The 13,358-nt window shown below is 56.5% G+C and carries 13 protein-coding genes; 8 read left to right on the plus strand and 5 right to left on the minus strand.

All coding sequences use genetic code 11. The annotated features are described in order from the left end of the window. The first annotated feature begins 16 nt into the window (after positions 1–16). Positions 17–1,018 carry a response regulator gene (locus JJD66_RS14805; protein WP_054897111.1) on the plus strand — a complete coding sequence of 334 codons (1,002 nt, stop codon included), beginning with the start codon at positions 17–19 and terminating at the stop codon, positions 1,016–1,018. 144 nt (positions 1,019–1,162) lie between these two features. Here the strand turns inward: JJD66_RS14805 and JJD66_RS14810 are convergent, their stop codons facing one another. Together JJD66_RS14810 and JJD66_RS14815 are read right to left on the minus strand one after the other, a co-directional pair. Next, positions 1,163–1,417 (minus strand): bacteriocin immunity protein, encoded by a 255-nt coding sequence (locus JJD66_RS14810; protein ID WP_054897112.1) that lies wholly within the window; start codon positions 1,415–1,417, stop codon positions 1,163–1,165. Position 1,418: 1 nt separating this feature from the next. Beyond that, the gene (locus JJD66_RS14815; RefSeq protein WP_200648468.1) at positions 1,419–3,686 is read right to left on the minus strand and encodes an S-type pyocin domain-containing protein; all 2,268 of its coding nucleotides are present in this window, start codon (positions 3,684–3,686) and stop codon (positions 1,419–1,421) included. Positions 3,687–4,217: 531 nt separating this feature from the next. Between JJD66_RS14815 and prfB the strand changes: the two genes are divergently transcribed. The 7 genes from prfB to JJD66_RS14850 all read left to right on the plus strand — a co-directional run bounded on the left by prfB (position 4,218) and on the right by JJD66_RS14850 (position 10,974). Then, positions 4,218–5,313 (plus strand): peptide chain release factor 2 gene (gene prfB / locus JJD66_RS14820; protein ID WP_096001736.1). Its coding sequence is split into 2 segments (ribosomal slippage): positions 4,218–4,289 and positions 4,291–5,313, totalling 1,095 coding nucleotides; the frame shifts between segments, so codons are not numbered across the junction. 79 nt (positions 5,314–5,392) lie between these two features. Next, entirely contained in the window at positions 5,393–6,895 is a 1,503-nt protein-coding gene (gene lysS / locus JJD66_RS14825; RefSeq protein ID WP_003189082.1) for a lysine--tRNA ligase, read from the plus strand. A gap of 143 nt (positions 6,896–7,038) precedes the next feature. Beyond that, the gene (locus tag JJD66_RS14830; protein WP_105225995.1) at positions 7,039–7,755 is read left to right on the plus strand and encodes a TetR/AcrR family transcriptional regulator; all 717 of its coding nucleotides are present in this window, start codon (positions 7,039–7,041) and stop codon (positions 7,753–7,755) included. Between the two features lie 128 nt (positions 7,756–7,883). Further along, positions 7,884–9,161, plus strand: a complete 1,278-nt coding sequence (locus tag JJD66_RS14835) for a flavohemoglobin expression-modulating QEGLA motif protein (protein ID WP_014717201.1) — start codon at positions 7,884–7,886, stop codon at positions 9,159–9,161. Positions 9,162–9,315: 154 nt separating this feature from the next. Beyond that, complete coding sequence (locus JJD66_RS14840) at positions 9,316–10,221, plus strand: alpha/beta hydrolase (RefSeq protein WP_200648469.1); 906 nt, start codon at positions 9,316–9,318, stop codon at positions 10,219–10,221. Continuing rightward, positions 10,218–10,544: a hypothetical protein gene (locus JJD66_RS14845; protein ID WP_200648470.1), complete on the plus strand. Its 327-nt coding sequence runs from the start codon at positions 10,218–10,220 to the stop codon at positions 10,542–10,544. Before JJD66_RS14840 ends, JJD66_RS14845 begins: the two co-directional genes overlap by 4 nt. A gap of 109 nt (positions 10,545–10,653) precedes the next feature. Beyond that, positions 10,654–10,974: a hypothetical protein gene (locus JJD66_RS14850; protein ID WP_057976017.1), complete on the plus strand. Its 321-nt coding sequence runs from the start codon at positions 10,654–10,656 to the stop codon at positions 10,972–10,974. A 292-nt stretch (positions 10,975–11,266) separates the two neighbouring features. On the opposite strand, the gene JJD66_RS14855 is transcribed toward JJD66_RS14850, so the two are convergent. The 3 genes from JJD66_RS14855 to JJD66_RS14865 all read right to left on the minus strand — a co-directional run bounded on the left by JJD66_RS14855 (position 11,267) and on the right by JJD66_RS14865 (position 13,162). Next, positions 11,267–12,052 carry an OmpA family protein gene (locus JJD66_RS14855; RefSeq protein ID WP_198716608.1) on the minus strand — a complete coding sequence of 262 codons (786 nt, stop codon included), beginning with the start codon at positions 12,050–12,052 and terminating at the stop codon, positions 11,267–11,269. A 56-nt stretch (positions 12,053–12,108) separates the two neighbouring features. Then, positions 12,109–12,534: a DUF4398 domain-containing protein gene (locus JJD66_RS14860; RefSeq protein WP_034126517.1), complete on the minus strand. Its 426-nt coding sequence runs from the start codon at positions 12,532–12,534 to the stop codon at positions 12,109–12,111. A 283-nt stretch (positions 12,535–12,817) separates the two neighbouring features. After that, on the minus strand, positions 12,818–13,162 hold the full coding sequence (locus tag JJD66_RS14865; protein ID WP_034126518.1) for a hypothetical protein: 345 nt from the start codon (positions 13,160–13,162) through the stop codon (positions 12,818–12,820). Positions 13,163–13,358 lie beyond the last annotated feature (196 nt).

Below are 13,358 nucleotides of genomic sequence, written 5' to 3' on the forward strand. Positions count from 1 at the left end.
ATTCAGGTGATTGCACATGAATGATTTACAGCTCGACGACTTCAAGACCGACGAAAACGCCGCCATGGTGCTGCTGGTCGACGACCAGGCCATGATCGGTGAAGCCGTGCGGCGTGGCCTGGCCCATGAAGAGAACATCGACTTCCACTTTTGCGCCGACCCGCATCAGGCGATCGCCCAGGCGATCCGCATCAAGCCCACGGTGATCCTGCAAGACCTGGTGATGCCGGGTCTGGACGGCCTGACCCTGGTGCGCGAGTACCGCAATCACCCGGCCACCGCGAATATTCCGATCATCGTGCTGTCCACCAAAGAGGACCCACTGATCAAAAGCGCGGCCTTTGCGGCCGGGGCCAATGATTACCTGGTCAAGCTGCCGGACAACATCGAACTGGTGGCGCGCATCCGCTATCACTCGCGCTCCTACATGACCCTGTTGCAGCGCGACGCGGCCTACCGCGCGTTGCGGGTCAGCCAGCAACAGTTGCTGGACACCAACCTGGTGCTGCAACGCCTGATGAACTCCGATGGCCTGACCGGGCTGTCCAACCGCCGCCACTTCGACGAATACCTGGAGCTGGAATGGCGCCGCGCCATGCGCGACCAGACCCAACTCTCGTTGCTGATGATCGATGTGGACTTCTTCAAGACCTACAACGACAGCTTCGGCCACGTCGAGGGCGACGAAGCCTTGCGCAAAGTCGCCGCCACCATTCGCGATGCCAGCAGCCGCCCTTCGGACTTGCCGGCGCGCTACGGTGGCGAAGAGTTCGCACTGGTCCTGCCCAACACCTCGCCGGGCGGCGCACGCCTGGTCGCGGAAAAACTGCGCATGGCGGTGGCGGCGTTGAAAATCCCGCACATCGCCCCGGCTGAAGGTGCCAGCCTGACCATCAGTATCGGGCTGTCGACGTTGACGCCGGCTCAGGGTACGGACTGTCGGCAGTTGATCATGGCGGCGGACAAGGGGTTGTACACGGCCAAGAACAATGGGCGTAATCAGGTTGGTATCGAGTAATTAGAGGCCAATTCCAATGTGCGAGGGGGACTTCCCCCTTGCACTTCTGAGTTTCGTACTCATCCGAATATGATTACATATGAAAGTTTTTGAGCTAAGAAGTCTGCCATCGTTGTGGAAACGATGGCAGGTGATAGGGCGGCGTTATTCTATTCTGAATCCAGGCTTGCCATTATTCGCGCGCCACTCTTTGACCTCTTTTACAATGCCTTCTGGACTGTCTTCTCTACCCTTTCTTGGATAATAGACGAGGTCTGACCCATCAGGATGCTCCGTAAGTCGCTTGAATTCTAATAGCATTTCGTCATCTTCTTCCTCAGAGCGAGCACTCGCATCACAAAGAGAAATTACAAATTTTAAAAATTCGCTTTCTGTGTACTCGGAAATTGAGGTTTTCATCTTAATTACCTTTGCCGTGAATACGCTTGTGAAGTTTTGGAGTGACTATGTGGATATTGTCGATGTCGAAAATTTCTCCGCCTTGGGAAATGAATATTTTATGGTGAAGTTCGAATTTACCAGATTTTCCAGCATGTTCTAGTTCGCTAGTATAGGGCGCCTTGCCGTTTAGTATTCTTCTTAGGTTTTGACGGTTTAACTGACTAGCCAGTTCCGAGTCGCTAGCAACCGTTTTCCAGAAGGCTTCACGAAATGCCTTGAAGTTTTTAAATTCTTGACCTCTCAGTTTTGCGGCAATTTGCGATGGTATAGGGACTCCTTCACCCTGGGAGGCCGCTCCCAGCCAAGAGCCGGTTATAGATTGCCCATTGCCTGTCACGATTCCGGGATCTTCACGCCGATCCCTGAACATGACATAGATTGGAGGCAGGCCAGAATCGACCGGGAAAACGATGATGAAGTCGTCAAATCCAGCTTCAACAACGGCTGGAAAACTGTCAACCCTACCCTCGACTGGAATTGTGTCGGCGCCTGCATAGACGGGCGTTTCAGGCGGGGCCGGTGGCAGCGTTGTTGAGCTATCTCCAGCAGCGGAAATAGGTGTCCAAATCAGCGTTCTTGGTGGAATGTCACTTGTCGTGACGGTGTATACCTTCTGCCCAGGATCATAGGTCGCAGTAACCACTTTGACCCTGGAAGGCACGCTTGCACCATCGGCGTTGACCACAAAAACTTCTGACCGCCCATCCGCAGTCGTCCTCGAACTCATTCGAACCGGCAGGTCGATTGTGCCGTTGACTGCCGAACTTATCGTCGACTCGTCGAGGTCTGGTACCAAGGTTGAGATCGGTATGCCAAGCGCATAACGCTCTGGAAGTTCTCCGTTCGCGAGTTTGGGAGAATAGATCAGCGCTGAAACACCGACCATCAAGCCACTCGCGGTACTGGCGGCCAACTCCGTCAATGCGGCCACTGCTGCCCCAATAGCGGCTCGCAGCGTGACGGTAACCCCCTCTGCTGTAGCGATAGTCCCGACTGAGGTCATGACTATCGCTTGAGTCGCAGCAGCAGTGCCCGACAGTCGATAGGTATTGGCTACTCGTACCGCTTCAATACGCGCCTGGGCCGTTGCTATCTGCTGCGCACGTTCTGCGAGGTCGCTGATTGCATTGGAGGCGTTGGCAAGAAACCGCGCGGACTCTGACTTCAGCACAAAATCATGGTGGCTGAGCCATCTCACCCCAAGCGCGGTGTTCTGCTGTAGATAAATAAGCTGTTTGAGTCCCTCAAGCTCGGGTTTGCTGAGTGGCGGTGTAACCTGTGGGTTGGCTGCGGGATAGTAAATCATTAACCCGTTCCGGTTTATGGCTAACGGTGGGTCAATAGGTTTGATCGCAGCCATCGTTTTTTCGATCATTTTGCCCAGCGTGTTTTTGTAACGCATGAGGGTCTGGTCGGGTGTCAATCCAACGACCGAACCGGCAAGAGAGGCGAGTTCCACCTGCAGGTATTCCGGCAGCAACTGCACCTGAATTTCCAACTCATCTGCAATGGCCTTCAGATACTCATTGTGTAAATTTGCCCAGCCAGGATCATGTTCGGCTAAATTGGCCTCCAGCGTTTGCCGGGCCTTTGCCAACCCTGAAAGTTTTTTAGTCTGAATGTCTATGGAGAGCGAGAGAGCCTTGAGTTCTTGTGCGGCCCTCCAGACGTTGTCGTAAAGTGTGTAGGCATCGCCCAGATTTTTTATCGGGTCAGAAGAGGCAAGTGTTTCACGTAGCTTTGTATAAGTTAAGTTTTCCATCAGGTAAAAAGGGCTTTGATCATAGAGCCCATAGATGAGTGGCGCAGTGCTGGCGTATTTGGATTTTTTCGCGTCGATGATTTCAAATGCGATTTTTTGATCGAGAATGGCTGAGGCTGTCTCTGTGAGTGCCTGTGAAGCTTTCGCGGCTTGCTGTTTCTCTGCGAGTTCGCGTTCAGTGTCAGTAGTGAGGGTTGCGAACCGTGCGCTGTACTCCGCGTCAATCAAGGATTGATTGTACTTTTGCTCTCCAATGAAATCGGCGGTGGTGCTAGGGAAGTCAAACTGCTTGAAGCGGCTACGGTCTCCTTCACCCCGACGTGGCCCTTCTTGAAGGCCCCAGCCATCTCCACTTCCTACGTAGCCTCCGCCTTCACCACCCCAATAAGTGTTTCGTCTCCCTGCGGTAATTATCGTCGGCTTGAGTTCTAAAGGTTGTCCTGGCTGCCACCCTTGTTGTGCCATAGGGCCTCTCCATTTTTATGAGAGTGATCGTTAGAGTTTGTGCGTCCTGAAGAAAAAAACTCAGGCGCTTTGATCAAACTTATTTGAGAGGGAAGAAAGAAAAAACTGATGGCGTTTTGATTTGATTTTATGCGCGTAGGAGACTCTGTAAGACGGTTCTGAAACTGATGTATTTATATTCTTGTATGTTTATCACTTGAGTCTTGGGATGATTTGGCTAGAAACCTAATTGGTTGTTTTTATTGGAGTGGGTTGGTTTGTGGTCTTTTAGGCAGGCTCTGATTTGGATTTTCAAATTATTTGTATAAACAGATGAACGGTCTGGTTTTAGCGAGTAGTAGGTCGGGTTTTCTAACGCGCGGCATCGTCAATCTATAGGAAATGCTCTGATGGTCGCGTATCCGTCACCGAAGCAAGCGTGACGAGAGGCAAGCGCTGTCTTGGCAGAATCGACCAAGCGGGCTGCCGTTTCCAGCCGTTTGCCGTTATACTCGCCGGCTTTCAAAAGTTCGCCAACGAGTGCTGCCCGCCATGGAAATCAACCCGATCCTTAACACCATCAAGGACCTGTCCGAGCGCTCCGAAACTATTCGGGGGTATCTTTGACTACGATCAAAAGCATGAGCGTCTGACCGAGGTCAATCGCGAGCTTGAAGATCCGAGTGTCTGGAACAAACCTGAATACGCCCAGGAACTGGGGCGCGAGCGCGCTGCGCTGGCACAGATTGTCGATACCCTCGACGAACTGAACACCGGCCTGGGTGATTGCCGCGACCTGCTGGACATGGCCGTCGAAGAAAACGACGAAGGCGCAGTGGGCGATGTTGTCGCCGAGCTGGCCCGTCTCGAGGAAAACCTCGCCAAGCTTGAATTCCGCCGCATGTTCAGCCACGAAATGGACCCGAACAACGCCTACCTGGATATCCAGGCCGGTTCCGGTGGCACCGAAGCCCAGGACTGGGCCAACATCCTGCTGCGCATGTACCTGCGCTGGGCCGACAAGCGCGGTTTCGACGCGACCATCATGGAACTGTCCGCCGGTGAAGTGGCCGGTATCAAGGGTGCGACCGTACACATCAAGGGCGAATACGCCTTTGGCTGGCTGCGCACCGAGATCGGCGTGCACCGCCTGGTGCGCAAGAGCCCGTTCGACTCCGGCAACCGTCGCCACACCTCATTCTCTGCGGTGTTCGTCTCGCCAGAGATCGACGACAAAGTGGAAATCGAGATCAACCCGGCCGACCTGCGGATCGACACCTACCGTTCCTCCGGCGCCGGTGGTCAGCACGTAAACACCACTGACTCGGCCGTACGTATCACCCACGTACCGACCAACACCGTGGTCAGCTGCCAGAACGAACGTTCCCAGCACGCCAACAAGGACACCGCCATGAAAATGCTGCGGGCCAAGTTGTACGAGCAGGAAATGCAGAAGCGCAACGCCGCTTCCCAGGCGCTGGAAGACACCAAGTCGGATATCGGCTGGGGTCACCAGATCCGTTCGTACGTGCTCGATGCCTCGCGGATCAAGGATCTGCGCACTAACATCGAACGCAGCGACTGCGACAAGGTACTCGACGGCGATATCGACGAATACCTGGAAGCCAGCCTGAAATCCGGCCTCTAATACCCTCTGTGGGAGCGGGCTTGCCCGCGATCCCCCGCCGAAGGCTGGGGGCAACGAACCTGATGGAATATTTAAAGACATGAGCGACCAACAACTCGACCCGCAAGCCCTGCAACAGGAAGAAAACTCCCTGATCGCCCTGCGCAAGGAAAAGCTTGCTGCCGAGCGCGCCAAGGGTAACGCCTTCCCCAACGACTTCCGTCGCGACAACTACTGCGATGCCTTGCAGAAGCAATACGCGGACAAGACCAAGGAAGAACTGGCAGAGGCTGCGATCCCGGTCAAGGTGGCAGGTCGCATCATGCTCAACCGTGGCTCGTTCATGGTGATCCAGGACATGACCGGTCGCATCCAGGTCTACGTCAACCGCAAGACCCTGTCCGAAGAAACCCTGGCCTCGGTGAAGACCTGGGACATGGGCGACATCATCGCCGCCGAAGGCACCCTGGCCCGTTCCGGCAAGGGTGACCTGTACGTCGAGATGACCAATGTACGCCTGCTGACCAAGTCCCTGCGCCCGCTGCCAGACAAGCACCACGGCCTGACCGACACCGAACAGCGCTATCGCCAGCGCTACGTTGACCTGATCGTCAACGAAGACGTGCGCCAGACCTTCCGCGTACGCTCGCAAGTCATTGCCCACATCCGCAGCTTCCTGATGCAGCGTGACTTCCTGGAAGTGGAAACCCCGATGCTGCAGACCATCCCGGGTGGTGCCGCAGCCAAGCCGTTCGAGACCCACCACAACGCGCTGGACATGGAAATGTTCCTGCGTATCGCGCCGGAGCTGTACCTCAAGCGCTTGGTCGTGGGCGGCTTTGAAAAGGTGTTCGAGATCAACCGCAACTTCCGTAACGAAGGCGTCTCGACCCGTCACAACCCTGAATTCACCATGTTGGAGTTCTACCAGGCCTATGCCGACTACGAAGACAACATGGACCTGACCGAAGAGCTGTTCCGCGAGCTGGCACAGCTGGTGCTGGGCAGCACTGACGTGCCGTACGGCGACAAGGTGTTCCACTTTGGCGAGCCATTCGTGCGCCTGTCGGTGTTCGACTCGATCCTCAAGTACAACCCCGAGCTGACCGCTGACGACCTCAACGACATCGACAAGGCCCGTGCCATTGCCAAGAAAGCCGGCGCCAAGGTGCTGGGCTTCGAAGGCCTGGGCAAGCTGCAGGTGATGATTTTCGAAGAACTGGTGGAGCACAAGCTGGAACAGCCGCACTTCATTACTCAGTACCCGTTCGAAGTGTCGCCGCTGGCCCGTCGCAACGACGACAACCCGAACGTCACCGACCGTTTCGAGCTGTTCATCGGTGGCCGTGAAATCGCCAACGCCTATTCCGAGCTTAACGACGCGGAAGACCAGGCCGAGCGCTTCATGGCCCAGGTGGCCGACAAAGACGCCGGTGACGACGAAGCCATGCACTACGATGCCGACTTCGTTCGGGCCCTGGAGTACGGCATGCCGCCGACTGCCGGTGAAGGTATCGGCATTGACCGTCTGGTGATGTTGTTGACCAACTCGCCGTCGATCCGCGACGTGATCCTGTTCCCGCACATGCGGCCACAAGCGTAACCGTAGCGAAATCCGAAGCCGCCTTTTATAAGGCGGCTTTTTTATGTGGCCTGTTCAAGTGGTGCTCGTCAGTGATCGTTCCCACGCTCCGCGTGGGAGTGCACTCTGTGACGCTCCGCGTCACCTCTAAAGGAAGAAGTGTGGTGAACCGCATAATGGCTAAAGAAGGTGCCGCCGGCATTGCTGCTGCCGTGGCTGAAAGCGTTCAGTACCAGGGCCGCAAGGCCAGTCGGCGGGGCAGCGAGCAGCGCCGGCAAGACATTCTCGATGCGGCCATGCGTATCGTCGTGCGCGATGGCGTGCGGGCCGTACGTCATCGGGCAGTGGCGGCAGAGGCGGGGGTGCCGCTGTCGGCCACCACCTATTACTTCAAAGACATCGACGACCTGCTCACCGACACCTTCGCCCAATACGTGGAGCGCAGCGCCGCTTTCATGGGCAAGCTGTGGGTGCGCAACGAAGGCCTGTTGCGCGAGATGGTCGCCTATGGTGACGGCAGCCCGCAGTCGCGCTCGCAACTGGCCGATGATATCGCCCGCCTGACCGCCGACTATGTGCTGCGCCAACTGACCAACCGCCGCGAATACCTGATGGCCGAGCAGGCTTTTCGCCAGGAAGCCCTGCTCAACCCGCGGCTGGCCGAACTGGTACGCTCCCATCAACAGATCCTGTTGCAGGGTACCGGGCAGTTTTTCCAGGTATTGGGTTCCCGTGAGCCACAGCAGGATGCCAAGGTGTTGACGGCTATCATCAGTCGGATGGAATATCAGGGCCTGTTGGGCGGCGCAGAGCCTCTGACGGGTGACGAGATGCTTGAAATCCTCAAGCGTCACATGCACCTGGTATTGGCCTCGGCCTAGCCCTGTGCGCAATCTGCTTTGGGTGGGGGCAGGCAAGCCAGCTCCTACCTCTGATGGGCCTGCTGCTCAGATGTGAAGCCGTGCGCTAACTGCGCGTGGGCCAATAACGTTTAAAGAGGAAGCACCGGGTGGACGATTACCAGCAGACGATACGCACCTTGTCCGATCGCATTGTGCTGGCGCAAACACCGATCCGCGTCCTTGATGCGGTGAAATGGGACGAGAACATTCGTCAGGGATTTCTCAAGGCCAAGGGCAAGGCGATGCCTGCCGTAGACCGTGATTACTACCTGAACCGGCCGCTGTCGTTCGATTCCAGTGCGGTGAAGCTGGAGTTTCAGAACATCGAGCGCGACATCACCCGTCGCCTTGGACAATTCAGCCCGGTGGGGCAGATCATGCGGCGCATGTGCCGCGAATACCGCATGGTGGTGCGCATGCTTGAAGCGCGCGGCACCGAGGACTTCGGTCTGATTTCCCAAGAGCTGTACGGCGCCGCCTCCGATGCGTTCCACGCCGGCGACCCGACCCTGGCCGACCTTGGCCTGATGCTCTCCGACTACCTCAACAACATCGACGGTAGGGGTGACCTCAAGGACGAAGCCAAGACCCTCACCGCCAAAGATGCGGTCAGCCTGCTGCAAACCCGCCTGAACAAAGTGTTTGGCGAAGCGGAGGAGACCATCCGCGTATTCGAGTCCGATGGCATTGTCGCCGACGCAGCGGCGGGCGCTGACTACATCAAGATCCGCGCCGATGCGATGTTTAACGACCGCGACGTCCGCGCCCTCGAAGTGCATGAAGGGCTGGTGCATGTGGGCACCACCCTCAACGGCCAGAACCAGCCGATCTGCACGTTTCTGTCCAAGGGCCCGCCGTCGTCCACGGTCACCCAGGAAGGCCTGGCGATCCTGATGGAAATCATCACGTTTGCCTCCTACCCCAGCCGCCTGCGCAAGCTCACCAACCGGACCCGCGCCATCCATATGGTGGAGGAGGGTGCCGACTTCCTGCAGGTGTTCGAGTTCTTCCGCGAGCAAGGCTTTGAAATGGCCGAAAGCTATGGGAATGCTAGCCGGGTATTCCGTGGTTCGGTGCCCACCGGCCTGCCATTTACCAAGGATTTGTCCTACCTCAAGGGCTTTATCATGGTCTACAACTATATTCAGCTCGCCGTGCGCAAAGGCAAGCTGGAACAGGTGCCGCTGCTGTTCTGCGGCAAGACCACCCTTGAAGACATGCGTACCCTGCGCCAATTGGTCGACGAAGGCCTGGTGGTGCCGCCCAAGTACCTGCCGGAGCAGTTCCGTGACATGAACGCACTGGCGGCCTGGATGTGCTTCTCCAACTTCCTCAACCACTTGAGCCTGGACCGGATCGAGGCGGATTACTCCAATATCCTGTAACTGACGAAACCGAATCAAAAAATGTGGGAGCTGGCTTGCCTGCGATAGCGCTGGGTCAGCCAGCACTCAGTCACTGATAGACCGCTATCGCAGGCAAGCCAGCTCCCACATTTGATCTTTACTGGTCTTCAGAACTTTCGCGAGGTTTCAACGGATGAGAATCCTCGGCATTTTATGCCTGCTACTCACATTGAACGGCTGCAGCTCCTTGCTGTTCTACCCCGAGCCCGGCCTACCCTTCACCCCGGAAAAAGCCCACCTGCAATACCGCGACGTCACGCTCACCACCGCAGATGGCGTGAAACTGCACGCCTGGTGGCTGCCGGCCAAACCCGGTGTCCCGCTCAAGGGCACAGTCCTGCATTTGCACGGCAACGGCGGCAACCTCGCCTGGCACCTGGGGGGCAGTTGGTGGTTGCCGGAGCAGGGTTATCAAGTGCTGTTGCTGGACTATCGCGGCTATGGGCTGTCGGAAGGCAAGCCGTCGTTGCCGGCGATCTACCAGGATATCGACGCCGCATTCGGCTGGATCGACAAGGCGCCTGAAACCCAGGGTCAACCGCTGGTTATTCTCGGCCAAAGCCTGGGCGGTGCACTGGCGGTGCATTACCTGGCAGCCCGCCCGGAGCGTCAAGCCCAACTAAAAGCCTTGGTACTGGACGGCGTGCCAGCCAGTTATCGTGACGTAGGACAATTCGCCCTGAGCACTTCCTGGTTAACCTGGCCGTTGCAGGTGCCGCTGTCGTGGCTGGTGCCCGACGCCGACAGTGCGATCAATGCCATGCCCCGGTTGACCGGCGTGCCCAAGCTGCTGTTCCACAGCCTGGATGACCCGATTGTGCCTGTGGCCAATGGCATCCGCCTGTATCAAGCGGCGCCACCGCCCAGGGTGTTGCAACTGACCCGTGGTGGCCATGTGCAGACCTTTGCCGACAAAACCTGGCAGACCGTCATGCTGCGTTATCTGGACGACCCTCAGCACTTCAACGGCTTGCGCCGCCTGGGGGAAATTCCGAATTACCCTATTCCTAAAGTTGACTCATCAGAGAGCCCGCAATGAGCGAAGAACGCAACATGATTCCGCTGATCCTCACCGGCATCGGTACCATCATCGGCACCGTAGGCTGCCTGTGGTACTACGGCTACCTGCACTTCGCCAAGCCGGAAGATGCGTTGCTGCTCAGCGATTTCACCATGCTCAAGACCATACCGGGCGAAGATTACAAAATCTCCCTGACCCCGGCCGCGCAAGTGGCGCAGTGTGTTGACGGCGTGTTGGTGATGTTTGATACCGAGCAGAAGGGCTTGAGCGGCGTGCTGGTGAACAACAAGAAGCAGGCCGTGCGTTGTATAGGTCAAGAAACGCCGAAACTGGAGCAGTAGGACAGGCAGTGTGGGGAAAGCTGGAACCATTTTGAGTGAGTTGCCACTGATTTGGGACCGAGCAGCAACGCTGATTCGGTTAACTCTTTAACTTGATTTGGAGTCACATATGTCTATAAGTGGAGTTGGTCCTTCCCAAGGTGGTTTTGGCGCTCAAGATGCAGGTCAACAATCCGGTGACGTGGGCAGCCTCAAGAAAGAGATTGAGGATCTGAAGAAGCAAATAGGTCAGATGCAATCTCAAGGTGCCGGTGGTTCAGAGGGCAGCGGCGGTTCGGGAGGCGCTATGGATGACCTTAAAAAACTGCTGAAAGAACTCGAGGAAAAGCTTAAAGCTATGGAAGGTCAAGAGGGTAAAGGCGCTGATGGCGAAGGCAGCAAGCCTGGTGGCGAAGGTAGCGCAAAGATTTCCATTGATTTCCAGCAGTAACATGAATAACGGGAACCGTCTTGCGTCAGAAGCCACAAAAGCGTCATGACTCATAAAGATTGGGGCCGAGACAGTGGCGATTACTATTGCTGCGATACGCAATATGTTGAACATGGCGAGAGGGCATGAAGAACTGGAGCGCAAAGTTGCCCAGACGCATGAGCTTAGCCAACTGATGGACAAGCTATCGAGCGCGAAGATAGAAATGCCGCTCGAAGATACACATCGTCCAGTCGGGTTCGACGAACCCAAAAAAAACCCACCGTAAGGTGGGTTTTTTATCCAGCATCAATCAGTTAGCAACGGAAGACCGTGGCTTGACCGGTTGGTTGTCGTTGGAAATGGTCACTTCCACGCGACGGTTCATGGCGCGGCCGGAGACGCTGCCGTTATCGGCAACCGGGTATTCCTTGCCATAACCCTGGGTCACGATACGCGAGATATCCACGCCTTGTTGAGCCAGTGCACGCTGAACAGAAGCGGCACGACGCTCAGACAGGCTCTGGTTGTACGAGTCGGAACCGGTGCTGTCGGTGTAGCCTTCGACGATCACTTTACGGTCTGGGTTATCGCGCAGGAACTGAGCCAGCTTGGTGATGTTCACCAGGCCGCTGGATTTCAGATCGGACTTGTTGGTGGCGAACAGCACGTCACCGAAAGTCACCAGGGTGCCGCGATCGGTTTGTTTGGCGTTCAAGCTGTTTTGCAGTTGCTTGATTTGTGCGTCACGAGCGTCCAGCAGGGCGCGGGCACGTTCGTCACCAGCGTTTTTCAGCTTGGCTTCGGATTCGCGCAGGACGATGGTGTCCTTGGCCACTTCAACGCGCTGGTTAGTCAAGTAGGCCAACTGGTCGACTTTCTTCTCGTCTTCGTTGTCGCGGTAGGCCTTGTCAGCCTTGTCCAGCCATTCGCTGGCGTCTTTGGTTTCCAGCGCCGCCAGCTTGGTGGCTTGCGGGTTGGTTTGCAGGGACGAGAAATTGGTCCGCGCATTTTCCAGGTTCGCGTTCGGCGGGGTGGAGCAGGCCGCCAAGGCAACGCTCATCGCCAGCAGGGCAGGGATCATCAATTGTTTACGCATAGTCGTGTCGTCCTTTCAATTCGATATCAGGTGCGATGCAGTCAAGGGGCTGCGGCTTACTTCTGCATGATTGCAGCTGGGCGCATGCCTTCCTTACGCAGTTCTTCAACAGCCTTCTGGGAATCCTTCACAGCCTGTTGAGCCTTGGCAGCCTGGGCCTTACGCTCAGCGACGCGGGCATCCCACTCGGCTTGTTCAGCCAATTGGCGAGCCTTGTCGTAGTTCTTGTCGTGCATGGCAATCTCAGCTTCTTTGAGCTTGTCCTGGGCCGACTTCATTTCCACCGCCGCATACTCGGTACCGCCGGCGCTGACTGCGCTGTTGACGGCCGATTGGGTCACGGCGTACTGCTCGGTTGGAGGGTTGCCGGCGCAGCCAGCCAGAACGAAGCTGGTGCCGATTGCCAGCGCGGCCAATTTGAGCCCGCGCAGGTGGTTAAACGAGGATTTGGCAGTGCTGGTGTTCATCGTCTTCAACTCCATTGGATAACTCCTGAAAAACATCAAAATCCATCGGGGCGTATCGATTTCGGGCCCGTCGGTAAAGCACATGGCGTCCGTTCAAACGACCGTTCCACAAGTGATGGCTACTGGCTGTGACCGGAGGCTTTTTTCAAAAGTTCAGCGGATATGGCGATTTGCCTAAAAAAATATCTGACTGATTGGTCAGTGTTTGAAAAATGGAACTTTCGCGGTGCGCAGCGGTACCTCCGGGCCTGTAAAAGGCCCGGAATACGTGGGTTTAATTGACGTCAATAAATGTTTATCAGTGTTTTTGTTCGTCAGCGCCGGCCGACAAATCATGTAAGTGGCGACGGGATAAAGTAAGAAAGCGTGGCGTGGGGCCGACGTCTTCATACAGCGGGTCACCCTCTTCGTCGGTGGCAATTACCTGCTGGCCCTGGATGTAGGGAAAGCTGGCTTCCAGCTCTTCAAGGGCGGCACCGATCAACTCGCCGAGCAGTTCTTCGACGTGGCGCTTGGGGTACATCTCGGCAATGGCCGCCAGCCGTGCAGCGGCTTCTACATCCAGATGAATGGCGTATTCAGTCTTGGTCAAACGACCCTTGGCGGTTTCTTCCCAATGCTGGGCCAGTTCTCGAATTTTCATGGCTACCTCAATAAAGCCTGCGATGGCAGGCGGTGATGAGTGACCAGCCGCCTGCGTGGATGACGCGGCGACTCACCGTTGAGACTAGCTGCAAGCGCCAAGGTTTAAAGTCGTTTGCGTTCGGCCTTGTCAGAAACCGACGTCGGCGGCACTCTGAAGCACCTGCGCGTCCCGGATTTCTGGCTGGAGATTGGCT

Source organism: Pseudomonas sp. MF6751, from assembly GCF_016613265.1.
Lineage (GTDB): Bacteria > Pseudomonadota > Gammaproteobacteria > Pseudomonadales > Pseudomonadaceae > Aquipseudomonas > Aquipseudomonas fluorescens_BV.

Bases quoted from the DNA above. Each gene is read 5' to 3' on its own strand.
- JJD66_RS14860 (WP_034126517.1), bottom strand. From the start codon at position 12,534: ATGGAGTTGAAGACGATGAACACCAGCACTGCCAAATCCTCGTTTAAC.
- JJD66_RS14840 (WP_200648469.1), top strand. From the start codon at position 9,316: ATGAGAATCCTCGGCATTTTATGCCTGCTACTCACATTGAACGGCTGC.
- JJD66_RS14810 (WP_054897112.1), bottom strand. From the start codon at position 1,417: ATGAAAACCTCAATTTCCGAGTACACAGAAAGCGAATTTTTAAAATTT.
- JJD66_RS14855 (WP_198716608.1), bottom strand. From the start codon at position 12,052: ATGCGTAAACAATTGATGATCCCTGCCCTGCTGGCGATGAGCGTTGCC.
- JJD66_RS14845 (WP_200648470.1), top strand. From the start codon at position 10,218: ATGAGCGAAGAACGCAACATGATTCCGCTGATCCTCACCGGCATCGGT.
- JJD66_RS14805 (WP_054897111.1), top strand. From the start codon at position 17: ATGAATGATTTACAGCTCGACGACTTCAAGACCGACGAAAACGCCGCC.
- lysS (WP_003189082.1), top strand. From the start codon at position 5,393: ATGAGCGACCAACAACTCGACCCGCAAGCCCTGCAACAGGAAGAAAAC.
- JJD66_RS14815 (WP_200648468.1), bottom strand. From the start codon at position 3,686: ATGGCACAACAAGGGTGGCAGCCAGGACAACCTTTAGAACTCAAGCCG.
- JJD66_RS14865 (WP_034126518.1), bottom strand. From the start codon at position 13,162: ATGAAAATTCGAGAACTGGCCCAGCATTGGGAAGAAACCGCCAAGGGT.
- JJD66_RS14850 (WP_057976017.1), top strand. From the start codon at position 10,654: ATGTCTATAAGTGGAGTTGGTCCTTCCCAAGGTGGTTTTGGCGCTCAA.